This is a genomic window from Bacteroides helcogenes P 36-108 (genome assembly GCF_000186225.1).
Taxonomy (GTDB): Bacteria; Bacteroidota; Bacteroidia; order Bacteroidales; family Bacteroidaceae; genus Bacteroides; species Bacteroides helcogenes.
Genome location: NC_014933.1, coordinates 396,384 through 417,910, shown reverse-complemented (window position 1 = coordinate 417,910; position 21,527 = coordinate 396,384). Strand labels below are relative to the sequence as shown.

The following is a 21,527-nucleotide window of genomic DNA, read 5'->3' as shown; positions in this document are numbered from 1 at the left end:
TTACAGATTGTTGAAGTTAATTGTATTATCTACTTTAACGGTATCTTCTTCGTAGTAGAATAAATCAAAAATAGAATGATTTACCTTCATTGCCTTGTGTAAGTCGTTCAGAAGTGGAAGCAATAACTTTGCTTTCTCATAAACTTCAATTCCATGTTTGTCGGTTAAATAAAACTTTGATTGCTCTTCTAAAATGGCTTCCCAACCATCCACAAAAGCTGCCTTGCCGTCTTTGACTTCAAACAAAGAATAATCTACTTCAATGTCGATGCTTGGATTTGTCTTTGCTTTGATAGCTTCATCTTTAGCTGCTTCAAAATCGCCCAATATTTCGGCTTTCATTTTCGCTCTCATCTGCTTACTCAGTCCTTCAATTCCTACAAGAAGCTCCGCTTTGATTTTCTTTTCTGCGGTTGCTTCCATACATGGAACGGAAACTTTGTTTGCAATTGGATTCAGCGTTACACCCATCGGGATAATCATCTCATCTACGAGATTGCAATCGCTAACTTTGTATTTGCATCCTAAAAATGCTTGCAAATGGAATGTGTCGACTTCATAATCGTGCGCATTTAAAACGTTAATAACTCGTTCTGCGTGGACCAATGCCCGGCGATAAGCCAACATCAAATCACTTAATTTCTCCTCATCCATCGTGAGGAAAATTTTCTTTTCTTCTTTCTTTGCCATAATTTCTTTTGTATTTTTATTGTTCAATCTGCGATTTATCGTATATCACTTCTACCGTTATATCACCGCTGCCGTCAGCATCAAAGTAGGTTTCATCTGAAACGGTCCTTTTCGCTTCTAAGCCAGTTCCCTTGTCAAATAGTCTATCTACAACCTTAATACGGGATAGTAGCTTCTTGCCGCTCAAAAGAGCCTTTACTCTGTCTTTAACCCCTATTTCCATTTTCAATTATATTTAAAATGATTTCTTCAAGTTTTTTAAGTTGATTTTCATCGAGCCTATCAACCGCCTGTAATAGCGCATCCGTCTCGTCTTGGATAGAGACTTCTTTCTTCTTCGGAAGAATGTAGGATATAAACTTCTCCACTATCTTCAATCTCTCCACGGCGTCTATTATTTCTAAATCCTCCCGTATTTGTTCGCGATTTTCATTAACGAGCTTTTCAATCCAACTCCTTAAATCAGCAGTAGCCCGATTGGGCGTGCCCTTCTGTCGCCCGCCCATCCTGCCTTTTCCATCGTTCTTAAGTCTTGCCATAACTATATAATACTACTTTAGTTTACTTTCTCATTGATTCCCCAGAAAAGAGTATCGGGGTAGTTATCGCTCTTAATCTATCGAGCGTTCTTACACCGTACTTTTGGGCGAGTTCTTCAACGGTGAAGTTTGTACTGACTACAAGAAAGTGACCTCTCTTCTCTGCGGCATCTACAAGCTCCGGGAACGCCCATCGCTTTTCACCAAATCTAATAGATTGATTTTCCACCCCTATGTCGTCGATATATACAAAGTTCTGATTTTTCAGTGCATCTATCTTATTGTTAATCTCGATTGAGTCAATGCAAGTCAAATTCTTGTGATAATAGAAATTTAACACAACTGGCAATATCTTACCACAGATAAGCGTCTTTCCCCTTCCACAGTTTCCTAAGCAAAGTAAACCTTTGCCATGATTGTTTTCAAGCCACTTAGCCGCCTCGTCATATTCCGGTTGCCATTTGGCGGCATTGCCAGTAAAGTATTTAATACCTCGCCAAAGAACGTCCTTTGCATTTGGTATTTCCATTTGAAATACGTTAGGGTTTGGGTTAAAACCTAAATCTTTCATGTTTTCAATCGTGTTTTTAAAATCTTCTGTGTTCATGTTTACCATAAGTTTTTATGTTCGTCTTTGAATTTGTCTATGTTGTCGTTGTGTAGGATTACCCCGATATCCCCCTTATTCATCTTCTGCCGTTTCTGATTTCGCTGCCATGTTCTTACCGCCGCTCGCCAATCTTTCATTGGGTTTTTCCCTACTCGCCATCCGTTGGCATCGTAGTAGTCTATGAATGATTGTGCATCGATTGAATATTTCTGTTCATAAATATATTCTTCTACATCTTTGAATGTTGGTTTGGAAAATCGGAATGATTTTCCAATAGATGATTTATCATTTACATTAGGTTGTTTTTCGGTTGGTTCTTGGTTAGTCCTTTTTCCTTTTCTCCCACTGGAATTGTTAGAATTTCCGGTAGGAGCACCACCTTTGCAGCCGTTGTTATACCTTCGCCAATTTGCATCAATAATAGGTCGGATAATTGAAAACAAAGCCTTAGGAAATCCAGTTAAATTAGGCTCTACCATATCAAGACTATAATCGGAAATTGCCTCATACATTATCAGCTTATCGGCATCAGACAGTTCGCTCATGCTTTCTTTGAATGACCGATAAAAATAAATGTGTCTCTCATCTCATTTCATCAATTGTTCAACCTCAGATAATCGGTATCTCACTTTTCCACCTATCTTTAATGTTTTCAGATATTCCTCGCGATTCCATCGCCACAAAGTTGAGCGGTCAACGTGGAGCATTTCTATTACTTCTTCTACTCGAAGATACTTCTCTTTTTTCTCTTCCTTTGGCTCGGAAATAATTTTCAATTCCTCAAAAAATTCTTTCAATTCAAGTGCATTTACCACTAATTGCACATTTGCGCCACAACTTACTAATTCGCTTATTTTCATATCTCTTTACTTTGTGTTTTTATTTGTTATTGCAAATGTATTCTGAAAAAAAAGAAAAAATGAAAAAAAATACAACTCACTATGAACAGATCCCCCACTTTGTATGAACAGCTTAATTTTACGCTATTAACCTAATGCCTTTGAATTTTGGCACAAAAAAAGACCGCCTAAAAAGACGGTCTAATCTTATTTCTGATATGTATATTATTCTTCTTTTCTTCTTTCTTGTATCGCCACATACCCGATTGCATTACGGTTAGGCAGCTTCTTCTTTTCAGAAAGTTCAGTGAGAGCCATGTAAATATCATCAAGTTCTTTACGAGTGTCTTCTGATAGGTCGTTGATAGCCGCTAAGGTATCTTCGCTGCTATCTTCCAATTCTTTGACACGCTGTTTAAGTTCCTCCAACTCCTTGTTTGTGTTGACTTGTGGAAGTGCCTTGCGAATGGCTACAAAGGCTCTCATTATTGATATGTTCACGCTTATTGCTATGTCGCTGTTTAGAACGCCCGATAGCATTGCCAATCCTTGTTCAGTAAAGGCAAAGGGAAGTTTACGAGTACCGCCCCAGCTTGAAGTCACAAATTGTGATTTCAAGTTTCCCCATTCATCTTCTGATAGCTGAAACATGAAGTCGGACGGAAACCTTTTTATATTTCTCTTTACTGATTGGTTTAACACTCTTACTTCTACTTGGTAAAGCTCTGCCAAATCTTTATCCAACATTACTTTCTGACCTCTTATCTCGTAAATCTTGTTTTGGATTACTGCTATTTCCATAATATGCGGTTGTTTGAAGTTCCGAATTGGAATTTCAAGTTTTTATTCAAGATGCAATTTTGGCATCTTGGTTATTTTAGTCTATGAGTGATACAACTTCTTGCTTTACTTTATCGTCAATGGCTCTGTATCGGGCAAAAGCCTTGCTCCCTTCTGCGTGGCCCGACATTGATGCAATCAAATTAGGGTCTTTCACTTTCTGATATAGGTTGCCGACAAAGCACCGTCTTGCCATGTGGGATGAGGCTACCTCATTGATAGGTCGCTGAACTTCTTTCCCGGTAACACTATCCACAACAGTAACATTGCGGGTAACACCGCATACCGTGAATATCTCTCTACAAAGATAAGATTTGTTGGTCGCATTTCAAAAGTTTCGTGCGACTAAAATGCGACTTTATGCGACTTTTTGCAATTTATAGCAATAGAGCAAAATTCGTAAACCTCTGAAATACAATTATATTAGTTGAATGGTGTTTTGCGTTGTTTTATATCTTATATTCCCGCTTCGAGTACTTATTCAAAGCCTCGTAAACAAAAGTTTACGAGGCTTTCTTTTTGTATCTCATCGGTTTAAACTGTTTTAATGAAAAATTGGACGTCTATTGTTAAAGCGGTAGCCGATGCCTAACATCAGATAGTTAGGTTCGTGGAGATCTCTGAGGTTGTATCCAATATGTAGGAATGAGTTGCGTGATACGTCTATTTTCAAAGCCAATATCTGATAGAAAGATTTCATGTCACCGCCGCCATGCAATACATTGGCGCCGAACCCTATGCCTATGGTAAAGTAAGGCATTACAAATTCTCCGCGTGCAGATAGACCAAGAGCCAGTTGTCTGCCGGCTGGTGGAGTGTGAAACTGGTCGGTATTGGATTCTGCATTGATATTGGCGCTGCTGTCATACACTCCATCCAATGCTACGCCTGCCCGGAATTTATACCCGAGGTTATACATCGGCGCTAAATTAAAACCGAATACGGGATAAGTGCCGGGTGCAGGGACTTGCCCGCCGGGGACATTTACAGCTTTCTTGCGCCATGAACCGAATAGGGTCAGATCGTAGCTGATATGACGAGGAAAGTGTGGTGCTGTAAGATATTTCCGGTTTTTTCCCAATTCCTCTTTTATGCGGTTGAAGTTATACGCCAGCCCTATTTTGCAATCTACTGTGTTCAGGCCCGAATTGGGATATTGGGTGTTTCCATTGGAAAAGTGGCTTCCTGTAGCTCCTATCATTAAATCGAATTTGGGTGAAAGCACCCAATTCAGATAGATATTGGCATTGAGATAAGCATTGACATTCGAACCAACGACTTTGTTTTCCGGATTAGTGTATTCATCATAAGGCTTCCATCCTGCCGAAATACCGAAATTCCATTCATAGTTGAGTGATAATCGGGGAGAGAACTTGGCAATATTTCCTCCTTGAAATAAATAGAGTGCGACAGGGCTTCCCAGCTCTTGCCGATTGCCGAAATTGAAATATCCCAATCCTATACCTTGGTAGGCGTCTATGTATGTATGGCTGGCAGCAGTATGTGGCCGGAGTTTAAACGAATATTTCAAATGACCGGTATAGACGTTTTTCAGCTCCTTCATTTGAAGATTCTGTCCTTTCAGAAAAGGATTGGTCGGAAAAATATAACCAGCACGGCCTTCTATTTCCAACCGATGGATGAAATGTCGTACAAATGAAGCCGTATCGGTTGCTCTTTCCGGATAACTATCGGATCTCAGTTTCTGTGCGTATGTAATATCAGGCAGGAAGAGTATCATTACAAAAAGGGTTGCCATCTTCCAAGTCTGTATCTTATTTTCCATCTGTCATGCCGATTTTTTAAGTATCTGATAAGCATGCTGATTGGTCATGCTTATCAGATGTTGGATACTCTACTGTTTTTCGTCGTTCTTACGGATTTCTACGCGGCGGATTTTACCGCTGATCGTTTTCGGCAGTTCATTCACAAACTCGATGACACGCGGATACTTGTAGGGAGCCGTCACCTTTTTTACATGGTTCTGCAACTCCTTGATGAGATCTTCGCCTGCTTGTGTTTTGTAATTCTTTGCCAATACTATGGTGGCTTTTACCACTTGCCCGCGAATTTCGTCAGGTACTCCGGTAATGGCGCATTCCACCACGGCAGGGTGTGTCATCAGGGCGCTCTCTACTTCGAACGGACCGATGCGGTAGCCACTGCTCTTAATAACATCATCGGCACGGCCTACGAACCAGTAGTAACCGTCTTCGTCGCGCCATGCCACATCGCCCGTATAATAGATGCCGTCATGCCAGGCATCTTCGGTCAGTTCAGAGGCACGGTAGTATTCTTTGAAGAGACCCAGCGGTTTGCCTTTGTCCGTGCGGATGACGATTTGCCCTTGCTCTCCGTCTTCAGCAGAACGTCCGTCGGGTGTCAGCAGATCGATGTTGTATTGTGGATTGGGCACTCCCATGCTTCCCGGCTTCGGTTCCATCCATGGGAAAGTGCCGAGGGTAAGAGTAGTTTCTGTCTGCCCGAAGCCTTCCATCAGGCGCAGGCCGGTTATCTTCTTGAAGGTCTCATAGACGGAAAAGTTGAGTGCTTCGCCGGCGGTGGTGCAATATTCCAATGAAGACAGGTCATACTTGCTGATGTCTTCTTTGATGAGGAAACGGTAGATGGTAGGCGGTGCACAGAGCGAGGTGATGTGGTAATCGTGTATCTTGCCCAATATGTCGGCGGGTGTAAATTTCTCGTGGTCATAGACGAAGATGTTGGCGCCGGCTATCATCTGTCCGTAGAGTTTTCCCCATACTGCCTTTCCCCAGCCGGTGTCGGCAATGGTGAGATGCAGGCTGTCACGGTGCAGGTTGTGCCAGAAGCTGGCGGTGACAATGTGTCCCAGGGGATAAGTGAAGTCGTGCGCCACCATCTTGGGCTCACCTGTAGTACCGCTGGTGAAGTACATCAGCATGGTGTCCTCATTGGTGTTGGGATGTTCGGGTTTCACAAAGGCGGGAGCGTTTTCCACTCCCCGGTGGAAGTTCTCGAAGCCATCCGGCACGTCGGGGCCGATGCTGACCATTGTCTTCAGACTGGGAGACTGTGGCAGGGCGTCCATGATATGCTTGGTGATGATTTCTTCGCCGGCGCAGACTATCATCTTGATGTCGGCGGCATTGCAGCGATATACGATGTCTTTTTTTGTCAGCAGGTGAGTGGCGGGAATAACCACCGCACCGAGTTTGTGCAGGGCGATGATGCTGAACCAAAACTCTACACGACGCTTTAGGACGAGCATTACCATGTCACCTTTGCCGATCCCCAAACTTTGGAAGTAGGCGGCGGTACGGTCGGTTTCGGTCTTGAGGGCGGAGAAGGTGTATTGGTGGTGCTCGCCTTTATCGTTGGTCCAGAGCAGAGCTTTTTTCTCAGGTTCTTCCGTTGCCCAGGCATCTACTACATCGTAGCCGAAGTTGAAATTCTCCGGTACGTTTATCTTTAAGTTTTTGATAAAGTCCTCTTGAGAAGTGAAGGACGTTTGTGCTAAAAATCTTTCTACCATAATTACTCATTTGTTACATAATGACTGCCAGGAATTTCACGGTCTTTCCGTCCAGTGCCTTCATTCCGTGGGGCAGTTTGGAGTTGAAGTACAGGCTGTCTCCCTCATTCAGTATTAACTCTTTGCCATCGATGCACAGCATCATTCGCCCTTCCAGCACGAGGTTGAACTCTTGTCCGGCATGGCTGTTGTAGTGCATCGGTTCATTGTCCGGTTTCGGCTCCACGGTAACGATAAACGGGTCGGCGCTACGGTTGATGAAACCTGCTGCCAACGACTGATACTTGTAGGCTTTGGTGCGCTCGATGCTTGTTCCTTTTCCGGCACGTGTCAGGAAGTAGGAGCTCATTTTGGGCTCTTCGCCAAACATCAGTGCATCCAATGCGACACCGTAGTGGCGGGCAATCTTTTGCAGCATGCTGACAGAGATATCGAATTCTCCGGTTTCGGCAAGGCGGTATTCTTCAGCAGAGAGGTCGCAGTCGCGGGCAATGTCTTCGGCAGTAAGCTCCAGTACGTCACGCAATCCGCGCAGGCGCTCGGCAATTTGTTTAATCTGTTCGTCCATACTATTTTGTAAGTTATTAGTTTGATGAATGTTTTTTAATGTCTTTAAGCACTTTTTCCTCTATCCCGCTATTTCCAGCCAGAACCAGAAGGTGCTGCCCTTGCCCAAGGTGGAATCCACTCCGATTTTTCCATGCATGCGGTCGGCCAGCATCTTGCAGATGCTCAGCCCCAGTCCCGTGCCTTTCACCATGGAGCCAAGCTTCTCGAAGCGGTTGAAGATTTTGTCCAATGCTTCGGGTGGCATGCCCACTCCGGTATCGGTTACGGTGAATTTCACCCCTTGATCCACTTTTTCATAATCCAGTGTGATGCTCCCCTCGGAGGTGTATTTTATGGCGTTGTTCACAAAGTTCGTCAGTACCTCTATCAGCCGTTGGCGGTCTTGATGCAGGCGGATGGACTTACCTTTGGGCACATACACCAGTTTGGTGGGCAGTTCCCTGAACCGGGGCTGATAGGATGAGAATATCTCTCCCAGCAATTCTTCTACACCGAAGTCGGTTTCCGTGAATTCCACACAGCCCGACTCCAGTTTGCTCAGGTCCAGAATGTCGTTGATGAGTGTCAGTAGCTGTTCGTTGTTCGACCTGATTATCTTCCCGAATTCCCGCTTATCTTCCGGACTCAGGTCTTCTGTCACGAGGATGTCGCTGAAGCCCACGATGGAGTTGAGTGGCGTGCGTATCTCGTGGCTCATGTTTGCCAGGAAGGCGCTTTTCAGTTGGTCGCTTTCTTCGGCCTTCAAGCGTGCCCGATGCATGTCGGTCACATCGGTCAAAGTGCCATAGTAGCCTGCCACCTTGTCTTCGGTATCTTTTATGGCGATGCACCGGCTTTCCATCCACTTTATTTTGCCTCCCGGTGTCTTGAAGCGCAGGATGTATGAGAAGTCTGCTCCCTGTTCCTTACTCTCGGCAGCCAGTCGGTTGAATTCGGGTCGGTCTTCTTCGTAGATGCAACTGCGGATGTCGAAGTCGGGGTCATCCACATCCAGTTCTAACAGCGTGTGTATCTCTTCGGTGTGCATGTGCTTGCCTGTGCGGAGGTCGATGCTCCACGAGCCTACTTTGCCCACTTCCTGCGAGAAGCGCAGCATGCGGTCGGTCTGCTCCTTTTCGGTTTCGTCGATGCGGGTGATGCCATATTCCGTCAGCGTGCCGTTTTCGTCGAAGAAAGGCATCTGAATGAAGTTGTAGTAGCGGTAGTCCATGCTGTTTTCCCAAGCACAGTGGCAATGGAACTGCTGCATGTCCGTGCAGAGGCCGGCGCTGCGGCCGAGGTATTGGCTCACGGTGTCCTTGTCGTTCGGATGCGTGAAGCGCAGCAGGTCATCGGCACTCATGTCGGGCGAATATTCGTCCAGATAAGGGTCTATGTTGTGGAAGATGCGTGTATAGGGATTGTACTTCCACAGGGTGATGCCGCAACTTTTGTTTATCTGGTGCGTATGAGTGGCATATCGGGTGATTTCGTGCAGTTGTTCGCGCTCTTGCGTGATGTCGCGACAGATGAAGATGTAGCGTTTTATCTCGCCGCTCTCATCGCGCACGCAGGATGGCACATAGTGCAGGTAGATGTAAGGAGTGTCCGGCCCCATGTAGTGGCGGAACACGTAAGGCTCCATCTTGAAGGTGTGGTTCCGCATTTCCTCGATGAAGTGTCGGGCGGTGGACTGGTCGTCGGGATGGAGGGTCTTGATGTACTCTTCCATGTTGAGAGACCGGTATAGGGGGTTACTGGAGCCTTCATTGTCGGACACCAACTCATCCTTTTCCATATCATACTCCCAGAGTGAGATTTTGTATTTCTCGTTCAGGGCTTGTATCTGCTTCATGCGGTCTTCCAACTTCTGCCGTCCTTGCACCTCGTCGGTCATGTCGCGCATCTTGCCGCTGTAGGCTATCACTTCGTTTTCGGGACCGTGGTCGGGGACGAGTGTCATCACTTCATGCCGATAGTCCGGGGTGTTAGGGTGGAGGATGCGGAAGCGTACTTCCAGAGTCTCGTCTGCTAAGTTGCATGCCTTGCGGAAGGTCTCGGCCAAAGCATCCCGGTCGTGCGGATGCGTCCGTTGAAGTATGTCCTCCACGGTCCACTCTATGGCGGTGGTGTCGCCGTTGTCCGTGTGCTGCATCTGTTGTATGACGCGTTTGTGCGGGTTCAGCAAGATGCGTGTCAGGTGGAAGTGTTCGTCCAGAATGTACAGTTTCTTTTGGAAGCGCACGTTCTCTCGCTCGCGCAGGGTATCTTGGGTGATGTCTCTCACTAAGAGCAGGTTCACGATGAAGCGGCCTTTGCGGTCTTGTATGGGGATGTAGTTGATGTCGCCCACGAAGAAGTGCTCGATGTTCTCCTGACAGAAGGGCATTCCCGCTTCGCCGTCCAGTTGGGTGCTGAGGGTATAGGTGAAGGGGCGGTGCTGGCAGAAGGCCTCCCGGTGCTCGTCATTATATACGTAGTATTGGATGATGTTCACCTTGTGGATGTCGCAGTGGAACTTCTCCCGGCTCATCAAGATGGCAAGTTCGTTGGCGTTGAGCACCTTTCCCTCGTTGTCGAAGGTGAGGAAGGCGTAGGGCAGTTGGTTGAATATGCCGGTAAACTGGTTTATCAGTTCCGTCTGCTTCTGGTGCTGCTCCACCTTGACGGTGATGTCGCGCCGGGTGCAGAGCATGTAGTCCATGTTGCCCTGCGCGTCGGTGTGGCGCATGAAGCGGATGTTGTAGTGGCGGTAGTTGCCGTCGGCATCCTTCGTCCGGAAGTTGCCTTGACTCTTGCTGACGGTTCCCGCCAGTATGTCGTTGTATATCTGCACGTAACGGGATGCGTCGTCGGGATGCATCAGGGTTACGGCTGTGTCAAAGTCCATGTTGGCGTGTTCCAATCCACCCTTCTTGTAGATGTAGAATTGGTTGTCGCTTACGGTCAGTATCCATACGTCTATCTGCGACTCTCCGACGATGAAGTCGAGGACATCTTCTGTCAGTTCCAAATGGTTGGTGTTCATCATGTCAGACGCTTTTTTTGATAGCCTTTATCAAGGCGGAGGAGAAGCCTTCGTGCTCCAGCTCGTTGATTCCCCGAATGGTGATGCCGCCGGGGGTACACACCTTGTCAATCTCCACACTGGGGTGCGTGTCGTTGTTCAGTATCAGTTCTGCCGCGCCTTTCACCGACTGCGCCACCATCTTCATTCCGTCTTTGGGGTAGATGCCCAGTTCGATGCCCGCTTGCATCACTGCCTGGATGTACTTCAGCGCATAGGCTATGCCGCAGGAGGTCATGGCGGTGGCGGCTGCCATCTTCTCCTCGGGCAGCCACATGGCAAGCCCCATCTCGTTGAAGATGTCCAGCAGCAGTTGCTTCTGCTCAGCCGTGGCATTGTATCCGGTGAGGAGCGTCATGCTTTGCAGCTCGCTGATGGCGGTGTTGGGGATGAGGCGGAAGATGGACTGCCGGATGTTGCCGATGTATGCCGCCAACTGTCCGCAGGCAATGCCTGCCGCTACCGACACTACGATGGCGCCGGGCTGTATGTCCAATTCGCTGATGACGGCTTCTATCAGCCACGGCTTCACGGCCAGTATTATCAGGTCTGCTCCGGTGGTGGCAGTCCGGTTGTCATTGGTTACGTGCAGGGTAGGGAACTCGGCTTTCAGCTTATCCAGTTTTCCCTGCGAGGGGTTTGCCACTGTGATGCTTGTGGCGGGGACAATGCTGCCTTTCGCCAGCCCCCGGGCAATGGCGCCTCCCATGTTTCCGGCTCCAATGATTGCTACTTTCATGTCTGTTATGTTTTTTAAGTACGTTGTTGTGTGGCAAATATAGTCATTTTAGTATTGCAAAGGGCAGTTGAAGGGTGAAAATGTAAGTCACGGGTATATATATTGGAAAATAGTTCGCTCCCTTACGCAGTAATGTTGTACTTTTGGCATTTATTAGCAAGAAATCACGGGCGTGTGCCTCTGGTACGATTAATACAATAAAGATTATGAAAAGCGTAAGATTAGCGGGAGTCCTCTCCATGCTGTTGGCTTTGGTCTGCTTCTCCGGTTGCTCGGACAGCGACGAAGGCATCTATTTCACCCAAGACGAAGTGGTGCAAGGGGATATCTTGACGGGCAAGCAAGTCAATATCGGAAATTCCCTTACCGTCTATACGGGAATGGGCAATGAAGTTTATGTGCAAGGTGGCAGCGGTAACCTTTCAGCGGTTTCGGCTGATGAACAGGTGGCTACGGTGGAGGTGATTCAGGGGCTCTTTGATGACTCCAAGTATCCGCGGTTGCGAATAATGGGAGTCAGCGTGGGCAATGCGGCAGTCACGGTAACCGATGAACGGGGAAATACCGCCACGCTCCAAGTAAAGGTGGAAGACTCCGAGACGCTTTGGAGCAGCTATACCTACCAAAAGACGAGCCTGATAGAAGACGTTTGCCGTGTCACCGGGGTGTCCGATGAGGCTGCCGGGGCTATCCGGTCCGATATCCTTACCCGCAAGAACAAGGAATTCCGGTTCGTGTTTAAGGTTCGTTCTATATCGGCAGGCTTGCCTTCAATGTCTAAACTGTCTGTCAGGGATGCAGAAGGCAACCAACTGTATGAGTTGTCTGACGGGTATCTCACTCAAAAAGGACAACTTACCTTTGGTATAGTGAACGCCGACGGTGTGCCGGAAAAAACCTATACATTCTCCCTGATTGATGACGAACAAGGGCGGTGGTTGGTAGAAGACTTGACCTATGACTACAAGGCGCAATATCCCGGTGTGCAGGTGGAACTCCGGAGACTGGTCAAGAAAATCGGGTGACGCAATATTGCGCCTCCGCTTTTGCCCGTTATCATCTTAATGCCTATATTTGCGCTTCCTTCAGTACGAACTTAACCCCTGAAACGCCCATGAATACCGAATTCGATTACAGCCTTGTACCTTCGGGCTATGCCCACTGCTTCAATGCCTCCTGCCCGCGCGGCGGGGAGTGCCTGCGCCACCTGGTGGCTCTCCATGCTCCGAAAGAAAAGGAGCTCGTCACCTGCCTTAACCCCGCCGCCTATCCCAAGAACGCCGTGCAGTGTCCGTACTACCGTTCCCTGGCCAAAGTGCGCCTGGCATGGGGCACGTCCGTCTTGTGCAACCAAGTGCCCTATGGCATCGGTCGCGGACTGATGTCGAGCGTCCGCCACTCCTTCTCCAAAGCCACCTACTATCGCATCTTGCACCACGAACGCCCCCTCTCTGTAGAGGAGCAGCAGATGATAACCAACCTCTTCCGTCGCAGCGGTGTGGAGACGGAACCCACCTACGATTATTACACCGAAAATTACGACTGGAATAGGTAACTCCTACTTCTCTTAGTATGAACGACTTAATGGTTCCACCATTTTTCATTGAGGTGGAACCTGTTTCCCATAACGAGTGAAGCCAATTCCATCCCGGATGGAATTGGCTTCACTCGTTATGGGAAATCCCCTCTTGTATGGGGAGAGAGTTCATGCTCACGATATTGTAATGGCGTAATGCCGGTTTGCTTCTTGAAATATCGGACAAGATAGGATGACGATTGAAAGTGCATCCGTTCTGCAATCTCCGCAACGGACAAAGAGGTGTATTCCAATAGACTCTTTATTTCCTGCAAGGTTCTGTCGTTGATGTAACCTTTCACATTTGTGCCTAAAGCTTGTTTGGCTATTTTATTCAAGTAATTGGGAGTTATACAGAGCCGGTCTGCATAGAACTGTATGCCACGCTGCTCTGCAAAATACTGTTCAACCATTTTGGTGAAAGGTTCCACATATCGGCTTAGGGACGTTTCATTTTCGGTTGATACCACCCTATCATCGGCTCGCCTTAGCAGTACCAACGTTTCATAGAGCATCGCACGCAATACGTGTTGGTCTATTTCCGGCAGGGATGTTCTTCTCAAATTGGTCTCATCACCATGTATTTCGTCTTGTATCTGCTTCATCACGAGGCACACTCTCTCAAAAAGGCTGTCACCAAGATAGTAGAATGAAGAACGGCGGTTACGCTGCAAATAGGAGAATTTCTGCAAGAACAACCGGTCTTTGAAAAAGGAAAGCAGAAACTCCTCCTCAAAGACCAAAGCATATCCTTGTAACTGCGTGTCCGGATTCCAATGCCAGACATCACCCGGAGTGCTGGTTATAAGTGTTCCTTTCATTGCTATGACAGAATTATCATTAAGACCAATTTCTTCCTGTCCGTCGGTAATAAGTACCACGGAATAAAAAGTATAGCGGTGAATAGGCAGTTTCATGATTCCTGCCTTCATATAATGTATGTCGATGAGGTCAATGAGCAGTTCGCCGCCGTATTTTCGCTTAAAGAACTTTAATACAGGTATCTTCTCCATAAGGGCAAAGGTATTGAAACTTTTGCAATTGAAAAACCGGGAGTCCCGAAAAGTGACATTTCCGTCTCTTTTTGTCTTGCAATGATGAAGCGTGGATGCCGTACTTTTGTACTTAGAAACTAAAAAAACATTAGAAGTATGGAAGAGACTATTTACACGCTTTTCAAAGAACAAGTTCTGACAGGGGCTGATAAGCCGGCGGTGACGGATGGAATACGAAAAGTGTCATTTGGAGAGCTGGATAAGATGGCAGATGCGATAATCGCCGAGTTCCCGGTAGAAAGCCCGAAGTTTGTAGGCATCGTGATGAACCACAGTGTGGAGATGATAGCAGCAATATTTGCTGTTCTGAAAAGCGGGGCGGCGTATGTCCCCGCAGAACCGACATTCCCGGTGGAACGCATCAGGTATATGATGCAAGAGTCGGATGTTGATTTCATAATCACCCATCGTGAATATTCGGAACTGTTGGACGGGATGCCTCAGATGTTTATCGAGTGCGGATTGGATGCGGAACAATCCGACATCGCTGTAACGGCAAAAGGAAACTCGCAGTCACTCGCCTATGTACTTTATACATCGGGGACGACCGGAGCACCCAAAGGAGTAATGGTCGACAACAAGAATGTGTGTCACTATGTGCGTGCTTTCAAGAATGAGTTTCATGTGAAAGAAGGAGACGCGATGCTGCAATATTCCGTCTGTTCGTTCGACATCTTCGTGGAAGAAGTATTCACCACGCTGCTCAACGGTGCGACACTTGTCATTCCACCGGAAGAAGCAAAATCGGATATTCGGAAACTCATGCGGTTTGTAGAGGATAACCGTGTTACGGAAATAAGTGGCTTCCCCTATCTGTTGCTCGAAATGAATAAGTTGGAGAGTATTCCTCCTTGCCTCCGGCTACTTATCAGCGGCGGTGACGTACTTCGGGCTTCCTATATCAGTCGTCTGGCAGATAAAGTGGAAATCTACAATACTTATGGCCCGTCCGAGACAACCGTTTGTGCCTCTTATTATAGATGTAACGATGTGAAACCTCTTGCCGATGGCACTTATCCGATAGGGAAAGCGGTATTGGGAACAACCATCGAAATTCTGAACGCTCATTTGCAACCGGTAAGAGATGGAGAAATCGGTGAAATAGGTATCTTCGGTGACGGTATTTCACAAGGGTACATCGGGCGAAAACCGGAAAATGCAAATTTCACCTATATGGCAGACGGCCGTCGTGTCTATCGCAGTGGAGACCTCGGTTATCGGTTGCCCGATGGAAATATCGCCTTTCTGCGCAGGAAAGACAAACAAGTAATGATAATGGGCAAGCGTGTGGAATGTGACGAAGTGGAGAATGTGCTTTGTGCCTGTCATGAAGTGGAGCGTGGCGTGGTCTGTCCTTACACGGACACACAAGGATTATCCTATCTTGTTGCTTACATTGTGCCACGTACCTCCTTGTCTATCGAACACCTGAAGCGGAATTTGTCCAAGTATCTGACTTCGTTTATGATTCCCGAATATTTTGTAGCCATGCCGGCAATGCCGCTGACCACAAACGGTAAGATAGACCGGAAGGCGCTGCCCGTCATCTTGAAGGAGGGGAGCTTATGAACGACATCGCTATTACAAGAAGTGACAACATTGATTTGTTGATGTTCTGGAGAATGAAAGTGCTGCGTTGCGTGTTTTCCATTCCCGAGGGAGAGGATACCACCGAATTGGAACGCAGCAACCGAGGGTATTATGAACAACACTTGGCAGACGGCAGCCACATAGCTTGCACGGCAAACGTTGCAGGTGAAGTAATCGGTTGCGGAGGCATCTGCTTCTACGACGAGATGCCTTCGCCCGACAACAGAGACGGTCGCTGCGCTTATCTGATGAATATTTACGTGAGTGAGCCTTTCCGTAATCAAGGGGTAGCCAAACGGATTGTCCGCTGGCTTGTGGGGCAGGCATTGGCGCAAGGCGTAGGGAAGATATATCTCGAAACCTCCGATATGGCACGTCAATTGTATGGCGACTTGGGCTTTAATTACATGAAGAATATGATGAAGTTGGAAGCATGATGGAAACTGCGCAAACTCACTCTCCCATGCGGAAGTCGCTTACATTGTCATGCGTCAGGGAAACGTCCTCGAAGCGGCTGGTACAGCTACCCTTCTGGGGGCACTGACTGCTGATGCCCAGATAGATGTCCTTCGGATAATAATTCTTATAGAGGCGCACCATGTGCCATTCCTTCCGGTCGGTGGAGTAGTAGCTGGCTATGGTTCTGGTATCGGATGATATCTTCAGATAGACCGAGGCTACATCTAATTTGTCGTGGTTGTTGTCGTCGGAAGTCCCTTGCGTCCTTACGGAAACTATGCGATGGTTGCCATATTCATCTTGCTCAAAAGCAAGCTTCTGCCAGAGAGAGTCGTTGGCATACACAAAGAGATCGGCTGCATTGTACAGCCCTTCTGCCGTGAACTCAGGCGTAACCCGCGCCACCAGCGTGAAAGGACGGGTGTTGTCCACCGGGACAAGCAGGATGGGGAGGGTGGTGTTCGAGAGTTTTCCGTCAGGGTCGCAGAAGAAGTCGAGCTTTTCGGCACAATGAAACTCCAATGCGCCGTCGTCAAGCAGCTTTACGCAGTTCTCCGCTCCGTTGATGGCATTGGTGAAGGTGATGTTTCCGGCACTGACCTTGCAGTCTGTAATCTTGTTCATGACGGTTTCGCTCGCTGCCTGCGGTGTTTCGTCGTCAGACTTTGCCGGACTCTTGGGTTGGCAAGAAGCCAATATCAGGCTTCCTGTGAGAAACAAATTGCACATAGTACTACTTTTCATTGTTCATTCTATTTTAAAGGATTATTTTTGCTGCAAAATAAGGTCTTTTCCACTATTCCCGCAATGGTGAAATATAACCAAATGCACAATGAAAGAACAAGAACTGAAAGAACTGCTGACCGGGCAATCCTTTGATACCGGAAACGAACGGCTTCACACTCTGAACACCGTGAGGGGCTATGCGCAGGCCTATGCACAAGCCACCAACGGCATTGCCGTCATTTCCGATTTCCAAAGCAAGGCTTGTTATATCTATTCAGGAGCGTTCGGGCGCATATTGGGTCTGTCGGAGTCGTTCATTGATGCTGATACGGCGTTCGAGGACAAGATTTTCAATAACATCCCCGATGAGGAACTGTTGCAGAGGCATATACTCGAACTCCGTTTCTTTCACTTCCTGAAGAGCGTGCCCGCAGCCGAAAAGACAGACTATGCGGCCGGTTGCCTCATACACTTCCAACGGGCAGGGCAAGCGCCCTTGCCTGTCTATCACAGCACCCGCTACATAAAGTTGGACTCCAACGGCAATGCGTGGTTGGGGCTGTGCACCTACATCCCGTTCCGGAATGGACAAGGCGCTGTCAATGAAAGTATCATAAACACCTCTACCGGAGAGGCCGTCTGCCTGATGCAATGCGACAGTCGATTGCTCAGTCAGCGGCAGCTTGAGATAGTCTCTTTGTTGGCCAAAGGCTATGGCAGCAAGCAGATTGCGGATAAGTTGTGTATATCTGTCCATACGGTGAGCCGCCATCGCCAGGACATTCTCTCATTGCTCAATGTCACCAATACCGCCGCTGCGGTGGAGATAGCCTTGCGGATGAACTTGATTTAGCAAAGTAATCTTTGTTTTTCAGTTGGCTTCATCATTGTTTTTCATGCGATTATTACAATTAATTTCTATTTGACGCTATTCTGCAAATCACTTAATTCTTTATCAGTCATTTGTACGTATATGGACACCCCATAGATTTCTCTGTTATTACTTCTTACTCCCAGCGAATGTAGCATACAAAAACTGGGTTGGCTTCCTTGAGTCCAACCTGTTATCTGAAGGTATGTGTCGGAATCTAATAACAAAACAGTTCTTGATGTACCATTATATCTTTCATTGAAACTATATGATATGACGTTCTTCTTAACCGCACCGGCTTCTGCATCTGAATGATAGTATGTTGTCAATTGAGTTTCATTGTCAAAATAGTAATAAGTAGGACTTGCTCCATACATGTTACTATAATACTCGTTTGAAAGTCTTTTCCCATTCTCGTCAATTTCCCACGTGCCATAGTTTTTCCAACCATGTCCAATGAACATTTGGTTAAAATTCTCTTTACTTATTCCTCCACCGTCTCCGAAACATTGTCCATTATCGTCATAGTCATAATTACTGCCATGATTATCCAAAACAGTTTCCCATTCCGAAGATAGTGTTACCTCGTCTTCATCGGAACATGCTGTGAAGGCGAATGATGCAAATAGGACTAATGTAAGTCCGATAAATGATTTAATATTCATATCAATTTAGTTTTAGTTCTTATTAAATGCTTTCCTATTGACATTACTGTATGAGTGCAATGTTATTTTAATAACTTTCTATTTTGAACTGTTATTTTAGCCATTATATAAATTTTGTTGTAAATATACCGCCTTTTCTCTATACAGATAGAATAAAGTAGAATTATTTAATTCATTAAGAATGCATTAAGTTTAAAAAGGCATTTAGTAGAATTTTCTTGAATACAAGCAGCCCCGCCACGGAGATTTTCATCTCCCGGCAGGGCTGCACTTTCTTTATATCGGCAACTCTTTTACCCGTTCGTTGCTGTTTGTTGTGGGTGGCTTATCCTTTTCTTTTGCGGGCAACGAATTCATCGAAGAACGCTTCCCGGTAGCTGTTGCCGATGGCTATCTCGTGGCTTTTGATAAAGAGGTCGTTGTTGTCGAAAGCTTCGATGTGCGTGGTGTTCACGATATACGATTTGTTCACTCTCAGGAAAGTGCTCTTGGGCAGTAGGTCGTACATGGCTTTCAGATTCATCCGGGTGATGATGTGCTGTTCTTCCAGTTGCAGAATCACATAGTCTTTCAGTCCTTCCACAAAGAGAATGTCCTCGAAGTTCACTTTGAAGTACTTCCGGTCCGACTTCACAAAGAAGTAGTCGTCGTCGGCAGGCTCTATGTGTTCCTTTTCCTCTTGCAGCAGCAGTGAATGGTAGGCAAGCGCCTTTTCTGCCGCCTTCTTGAACCGCTCCGGCTCTATGGGTTTGATGAGGTAATCTGTGGCATCCACCTCATAGCTGTCAAGGGCGTATTCCGAATAGGCGGTGGTGAAGATGATGAGGGTTCTTTTGGAGATGGTCCGGGCAAACTCCAAGCCGGTGATGCCGGGCATCTGTATGTCGAGGAATATCAGGTCTACCGTGTGTCCCTCCATGAAGGAGGCTGCCGAGGCGGCATGGTTGAAGCTTCCGGTGAGGTTCAGCCAAGCTATGTCCTTCACCAGCAATTCGATGGCTTCGCGTGCCAACGGTTCATCATCTACGATTATGCAGTTCATAATGTCAGTTGTAAGTTTACTTTATACTCGTCTTCTGTTTCGTCTATTTCCAAAGAATATCTGTCCGGATATAGCAGTTCCAAACGACGCTTTATGTTCTTCAAGCCCAGTCCTCCTGCCTTTGCCGTACTTGTCTCGGCTTTCTTCTTCGGCTTGGAGTTGGTGCATTGAAAGGTGAGTTGCTGCTTCCACATCTTGAAGGAAAGGTGTACGTAGGAGGTGTTCTCATTGTCCGGGTTATGCTTTACGGCATTCTCCACAAAGGGAATGAACAAAAGCGGCGGCAGGTATATCCTGTCTATGTCCCCTTCTTTGGAGAGGGTGTATTCAAAGTGGTCGCGTCTCACCTTCTCCAGATTGAGGAAGTCGTTGAGGAAACGGATGTCGGAACTCAACGCGACTTCATCCTCCGAACTGCTGTTGAGTTGATAGCGCAGCATGTCTTCCAGTTTGAACAGCAATTGTGAAGCTTCTTCCGGGTTCTTCTTGAGAAGGACATTGGCGTTGTTGAGCATATTGAAGAGGAAATGCGGGTTAATCTGCCGTTTCAGTTGCTTTAACTCAGACTGTAGGGTGTTCGACTCCAGCTCACTGATGCGCTGGTTGTAGCCCGCCCAGTGGCGTAGCAGCAAGAAGGTGGAAGTCCCGGCAAGCATCAGACCGATGGCGAGTGTAGAAGAAAGAAGGTTCAGCGATACCAAGCCGGGGCTCAGGATGGTTTCGGGTGATTGGGAATCTAATACGTTGGCCTGCAATGCAAAGACTCCCGCCAAGATAAAGGCCGTAGTACATGCTATGCCGGCGAGATACCTTTTGTATCTCTCCTTTTCCAGATAGCGGGGAGCCAATACATAGAGATTGAAGTAGATGCCGCAGTTGACGAGCAGGTAATAGCTTGCCCAGGCGATGGTGTTGCCGGACTGGCCGCATAGCTTTGCCTCTCGGTCCAAAGCAATGTTGAGGGTCATAATCAGAATGACGGATTGCAGGATGAGGTGTCTGTATATTCTGAGCCGGGGGCTTGTGAACAAGGAAGGGACTGTGTGCTCTCCGGGGTGTTGGGGTGTCGATGTAGGAGTCATTGCTTCAGATTCAGGGTGAGTTGATGTGCCGTTGTGATCAGGGAATAGCGTTTCGCATAGAGTATGTCTATCCGTTGAATCACTTTGGAGTAGTCTATCCGGTCGAATAGGGGGGCCGGACGGCTGTTGCAGCAGAAGGTGATGCCGTTGTCCGTGGCGGTAAAGTCTATTGTCAGTGTCGTCTCTTGGCTCATTTCGTATAGCCGGATGATGGCGGCTTGTACAAAAGAGATGAAAAGCAACGGAGCCACCAGGATGTAGGCGACATGCTGGTCTTCCTGCACCGTGAACCGGAATGTGTGTGAGTAGGCTTGCTCTAAGGCTAAATAGTTGCTGAGGAACTTCACTTCACTGCTCAGCAGCACTTGCTCCCGGTTGCAGTCGTACAATTGGTAGCGTAGCAGTTGGCTCAGCTTGATGAGCATGTCCGAAGCTTGGCCCGGCTGGTGCGTGGCAAGCACGCCGACACGGTTCAATACGTTGAACAGGAGGTGTGGGTTGACCTGTTCCTTCAGCCGTTCCACTTCTGCTTGCGCATGTCTTTTCTCCAGTTGTTCCACTCTTTCGCTCTCCGTCAGCCAGTGTCTCAGCAAGATGGTGACGGCTGCTCCCGACAGGCTCAGGAAGACCAGTGCAAAAGCCGATAGGTTGTTGAGGTAGATGCCGGGGAAGTCATAAGATTCATTGGAGATGTTGAAGTGGGTTAGCAGATAGCGTTCTTCCACCGTTTGCAGGGCTACTAACAGGAAGACGGAGATGGTCAGCAGAAGCGTGTATCGCGCATATTCTTTTTTCAGCAGATAGCGTGGCAACAGAAAGTAGAGGTTGAAGTAGCCGGTCAGCAGGTAGCTGAGACACAGCAGGAAGGCTTGTAGATAGACCCGGCTCCCCAAGATGTCCAACCCGCTTCGGAAAGTCATGAAAGCTTGGTTCAAGGAGATGACAATGATAATGACCACAAGCAGCAGATGTCTGGCCGGCTTGTAGCCGGATTCTACCAGGAATTTGTGCAGAAAGGAGGTCTTGCTTGCTGTGTCGGGATGGTTCATTCCTCGTCTTTTTTTATGCTGTGCC

Annotated in this window: 24 protein-coding genes; 5 read left to right on the top strand and 19 right to left on the bottom strand. The window is 47.2% G+C overall.

Translation table 11 applies throughout. From position 1 onward, the window contains the following. The 13 genes from BACHE_RS01615 to proC all read right to left on the bottom strand — a co-directional run bounded on the left by BACHE_RS01615 (window position 1) and on the right by proC (window position 11,396). Window positions 1-690 carry a hypothetical protein gene (locus BACHE_RS01615; RefSeq protein ID WP_013545954.1) on the bottom strand — a complete coding sequence of 230 codons (690 nt, stop codon included), beginning with the start codon at window positions 688-690 and terminating at the stop codon, window positions 1-3. A 16-nt stretch (window positions 691-706) separates the two neighbouring features. After that, window positions 707-913, bottom strand: coding sequence for a hypothetical protein (locus BACHE_RS01610; protein WP_013545953.1), 207 nt, complete (start codon window positions 911-913; stop codon window positions 707-709). After that, complete coding sequence (locus tag BACHE_RS16575; RefSeq protein WP_013545952.1) at window positions 897-1,229, bottom strand: hypothetical protein; 333 nt, start codon at window positions 1,227-1,229, stop codon at window positions 897-899. Before BACHE_RS16575 ends, BACHE_RS01610 begins: the two co-directional genes overlap by 17 nt. A 22-nt stretch (window positions 1,230-1,251) precedes the next feature. After that, the gene (locus BACHE_RS01600) at window positions 1,252-1,836 is read right to left on the bottom strand and encodes a P-loop NTPase family protein (protein ID WP_013545951.1); all 585 of its coding nucleotides are present in this window, start codon (window positions 1,834-1,836) and stop codon (window positions 1,252-1,254) included. 2 nt (window positions 1,837-1,838) lie between these two features. Next, window positions 1,839-2,384 (bottom strand): DUF6291 domain-containing protein, encoded by a 546-nt coding sequence (locus tag BACHE_RS17695; protein ID WP_013545950.1) that lies wholly within the window; start codon window positions 2,382-2,384, stop codon window positions 1,839-1,841. A gap of 42 nt (window positions 2,385-2,426) precedes the next feature. Further along, window positions 2,427-2,699 (bottom strand): helix-turn-helix transcriptional regulator, encoded by a 273-nt coding sequence (locus BACHE_RS16800; RefSeq protein WP_013545949.1) that lies wholly within the window; start codon window positions 2,697-2,699, stop codon window positions 2,427-2,429. A 204-nt stretch (window positions 2,700-2,903) separates the two neighbouring features. Next, a complete protein-coding gene (locus tag BACHE_RS01580) occupies window positions 2,904-3,479 on the bottom strand; it encodes an ORF6N domain-containing protein (protein ID WP_013545948.1) in 576 nt (191 codons plus the stop codon). A 76-nt stretch (window positions 3,480-3,555) separates the two neighbouring features. Then, on the bottom strand, window positions 3,556-3,774 hold the full coding sequence (locus tag BACHE_RS17235; protein ID WP_148229802.1) for a site-specific integrase: 219 nt from the start codon (window positions 3,772-3,774) through the stop codon (window positions 3,556-3,558). 288 nt (window positions 3,775-4,062) lie between these two features. Further along, entirely contained in the window at window positions 4,063-5,304 is a 1,242-nt protein-coding gene (locus BACHE_RS01575; protein WP_013545947.1) for an acyloxyacyl hydrolase, read from the bottom strand. Window positions 5,305-5,373: 69 nt separating this feature from the next. After that, on the bottom strand, window positions 5,374-7,032 hold the full coding sequence (locus tag BACHE_RS01570; RefSeq protein ID WP_013545946.1) for an AMP-binding protein: 1,659 nt from the start codon (window positions 7,030-7,032) through the stop codon (window positions 5,374-5,376). 13 nt (window positions 7,033-7,045) lie between these two features. Beyond that, on the bottom strand, window positions 7,046-7,600 hold the full coding sequence (locus tag BACHE_RS01565; protein ID WP_013545945.1) for a helix-turn-helix domain-containing protein: 555 nt from the start codon (window positions 7,598-7,600) through the stop codon (window positions 7,046-7,048). 60 nt (window positions 7,601-7,660) lie between these two features. Further along, a complete protein-coding gene (locus BACHE_RS01560) occupies window positions 7,661-10,612 on the bottom strand; it encodes a sensor histidine kinase (RefSeq protein WP_041579107.1) in 2,952 nt (983 codons plus the stop codon). A gap of 1 nt (window position 10,613) precedes the next feature. After that, a complete protein-coding gene (gene proC, locus BACHE_RS01555; RefSeq protein ID WP_280956461.1) occupies window positions 10,614-11,396 on the bottom strand; it encodes a pyrroline-5-carboxylate reductase in 783 nt (260 codons plus the stop codon). A gap of 197 nt (window positions 11,397-11,593) precedes the next feature. Here proC and BACHE_RS01545 point away from each other — a divergent pair, with 197 nt between their 5' ends. Both BACHE_RS01545 and BACHE_RS01540 read left to right on the top strand, forming a co-directional pair. Continuing rightward, the gene (locus BACHE_RS01545; protein ID WP_013545942.1) at window positions 11,594-12,412 is read left to right on the top strand and encodes a hypothetical protein; all 819 of its coding nucleotides are present in this window, start codon (window positions 11,594-11,596) and stop codon (window positions 12,410-12,412) included. An 89-nt stretch (window positions 12,413-12,501) separates the two neighbouring features. Continuing rightward, a complete protein-coding gene (locus BACHE_RS01540) occupies window positions 12,502-12,942 on the top strand; it encodes a DUF6078 family protein (RefSeq protein ID WP_013545941.1) in 441 nt (146 codons plus the stop codon). 116 nt (window positions 12,943-13,058) lie between these two features. On the opposite strand, the gene BACHE_RS01535 is transcribed toward BACHE_RS01540, so the two are convergent. Continuing rightward, window positions 13,059-13,976: a helix-turn-helix domain-containing protein gene (locus BACHE_RS01535; RefSeq protein ID WP_013545940.1), complete on the bottom strand. Its 918-nt coding sequence runs from the start codon at window positions 13,974-13,976 to the stop codon at window positions 13,059-13,061. A gap of 138 nt (window positions 13,977-14,114) precedes the next feature. Here BACHE_RS01535 and BACHE_RS01530 point away from each other — a divergent pair, with 138 nt between their 5' ends. Together BACHE_RS01530 and BACHE_RS01525 are read left to right on the top strand one after the other, a co-directional pair. After that, window positions 14,115-15,587 (top strand): amino acid adenylation domain-containing protein, encoded by a 1,473-nt coding sequence (locus BACHE_RS01530; protein WP_013545939.1) that lies wholly within the window; start codon window positions 14,115-14,117, stop codon window positions 15,585-15,587. Beyond that, complete coding sequence (locus tag BACHE_RS01525) at window positions 15,584-16,045, top strand: GNAT family N-acetyltransferase (RefSeq protein ID WP_013545938.1); 462 nt, start codon at window positions 15,584-15,586, stop codon at window positions 16,043-16,045. Before BACHE_RS01530 ends, BACHE_RS01525 begins: the two co-directional genes overlap by 4 nt. 16 nt (window positions 16,046-16,061) lie before the next feature. On the opposite strand, the gene BACHE_RS01520 is transcribed toward BACHE_RS01525, so the two are convergent. Next, on the bottom strand, window positions 16,062-16,811 hold the full coding sequence (locus BACHE_RS01520; RefSeq protein WP_013545937.1) for a DUF1349 domain-containing protein: 750 nt from the start codon (window positions 16,809-16,811) through the stop codon (window positions 16,062-16,064). 88 nt (window positions 16,812-16,899) lie between these two features. On the opposite strand from BACHE_RS01520, the gene BACHE_RS01515 reads away from it, so the two are divergent. After that, window positions 16,900-17,646: a response regulator transcription factor gene (locus BACHE_RS01515; protein WP_013545936.1), complete on the top strand. Its 747-nt coding sequence runs from the start codon at window positions 16,900-16,902 to the stop codon at window positions 17,644-17,646. 65 nt (window positions 17,647-17,711) lie between these two features. Here BACHE_RS01515 and BACHE_RS01510 read toward each other — a convergent pair whose 3' ends face one another. The 4 genes from BACHE_RS01510 to BACHE_RS01495 all read right to left on the bottom strand — a co-directional run bounded on the left by BACHE_RS01510 (window position 17,712) and on the right by BACHE_RS01495 (window position 21,502). Beyond that, window positions 17,712-18,329, bottom strand: a complete 618-nt coding sequence (locus tag BACHE_RS01510) for a hypothetical protein (RefSeq protein ID WP_013545935.1) — start codon at window positions 18,327-18,329, stop codon at window positions 17,712-17,714. A 325-nt stretch (window positions 18,330-18,654) separates the two neighbouring features. Further along, window positions 18,655-19,371 (bottom strand): LytR/AlgR family response regulator transcription factor, encoded by a 717-nt coding sequence (locus tag BACHE_RS01505; RefSeq protein ID WP_013545934.1) that lies wholly within the window; start codon window positions 19,369-19,371, stop codon window positions 18,655-18,657. Further along, a complete protein-coding gene (locus BACHE_RS01500; protein ID WP_013545933.1) occupies window positions 19,368-20,453 on the bottom strand; it encodes a sensor histidine kinase in 1,086 nt (361 codons plus the stop codon). Before BACHE_RS01500 ends, BACHE_RS01505 begins: the two co-directional genes overlap by 4 nt. Beyond that, complete coding sequence (locus BACHE_RS01495; protein WP_013545932.1) at window positions 20,450-21,502, bottom strand: sensor histidine kinase; 1,053 nt, start codon at window positions 21,500-21,502, stop codon at window positions 20,450-20,452. The genes BACHE_RS01500 and BACHE_RS01495 overlap by 4 nt, the downstream gene beginning before the upstream one ends. Between the last annotated feature and the right edge of the window lie 25 nt (window positions 21,503-21,527).

Bases quoted from the DNA above. Each gene is read 5' to 3' on its own strand.
- BACHE_RS01615 (WP_013545954.1), bottom strand. From the start codon at position 690: ATGGCAAAGAAAGAAGAAAAGAAAATTTTCCTCACGATGGATGAGGAG.
- BACHE_RS01610 (WP_013545953.1), bottom strand. From the start codon at position 913: ATGGAAATAGGGGTTAAAGACAGAGTAAAGGCTCTTTTGAGCGGCAAG.
- BACHE_RS16575 (WP_013545952.1), bottom strand. From the start codon at position 1,229: ATGGCAAGACTTAAGAACGATGGAAAAGGCAGGATGGGCGGGCGACAG.
- BACHE_RS01600 (WP_013545951.1), bottom strand. From the start codon at position 1,836: ATGAACACAGAAGATTTTAAAAACACGATTGAAAACATGAAAGATTTA.
- BACHE_RS17695 (WP_013545950.1), bottom strand. From the start codon at position 2,384: ATGAGCGAACTGTCTGATGCCGATAAGCTGATAATGTATGAGGCAATT.
- BACHE_RS16800 (WP_013545949.1), bottom strand. From the start codon at position 2,699: ATGAAAATAAGCGAATTAGTAAGTTGTGGCGCAAATGTGCAATTAGTG.
- BACHE_RS01580 (WP_013545948.1), bottom strand. From the start codon at position 3,479: ATGGAAATAGCAGTAATCCAAAACAAGATTTACGAGATAAGAGGTCAG.
- BACHE_RS01575 (WP_013545947.1), bottom strand. From the start codon at position 5,304: ATGGAAAATAAGATACAGACTTGGAAGATGGCAACCCTTTTTGTAATG.
- BACHE_RS01570 (WP_013545946.1), bottom strand. From the start codon at position 7,032: ATGGTAGAAAGATTTTTAGCACAAACGTCCTTCACTTCTCAAGAGGAC.
- BACHE_RS01565 (WP_013545945.1), bottom strand. From the start codon at position 7,600: ATGGACGAACAGATTAAACAAATTGCCGAGCGCCTGCGCGGATTGCGT.
- BACHE_RS01560 (WP_041579107.1), bottom strand. From the start codon at position 10,612: ATGATGAACACCAACCATTTGGAACTGACAGAAGATGTCCTCGACTTC.
- BACHE_RS01545 (WP_013545942.1), top strand. From the start codon at position 11,594: ATGAAAAGCGTAAGATTAGCGGGAGTCCTCTCCATGCTGTTGGCTTTG.
- BACHE_RS01540 (WP_013545941.1), top strand. From the start codon at position 12,502: ATGAATACCGAATTCGATTACAGCCTTGTACCTTCGGGCTATGCCCAC.
- BACHE_RS01535 (WP_013545940.1), bottom strand. From the start codon at position 13,976: ATGGAGAAGATACCTGTATTAAAGTTCTTTAAGCGAAAATACGGCGGC.
- BACHE_RS01530 (WP_013545939.1), top strand. From the start codon at position 14,115: ATGGAAGAGACTATTTACACGCTTTTCAAAGAACAAGTTCTGACAGGG.
- BACHE_RS01525 (WP_013545938.1), top strand. From the start codon at position 15,584: ATGAACGACATCGCTATTACAAGAAGTGACAACATTGATTTGTTGATG.
- BACHE_RS01520 (WP_013545937.1), bottom strand. From the start codon at position 16,811: ATGAAAAGTAGTACTATGTGCAATTTGTTTCTCACAGGAAGCCTGATA.
- BACHE_RS01515 (WP_013545936.1), top strand. From the start codon at position 16,900: ATGAAAGAACAAGAACTGAAAGAACTGCTGACCGGGCAATCCTTTGAT.
- BACHE_RS01510 (WP_013545935.1), bottom strand. From the start codon at position 18,329: ATGAATATTAAATCATTTATCGGACTTACATTAGTCCTATTTGCATCA.
- BACHE_RS01505 (WP_013545934.1), bottom strand. From the start codon at position 19,371: ATGAACTGCATAATCGTAGATGATGAACCGTTGGCACGCGAAGCCATC.
- BACHE_RS01500 (WP_013545933.1), bottom strand. From the start codon at position 20,453: ATGACTCCTACATCGACACCCCAACACCCCGGAGAGCACACAGTCCCT.
- BACHE_RS01495 (WP_013545932.1), bottom strand. From the start codon at position 21,502: ATGAACCATCCCGACACAGCAAGCAAGACCTCCTTTCTGCACAAATTC.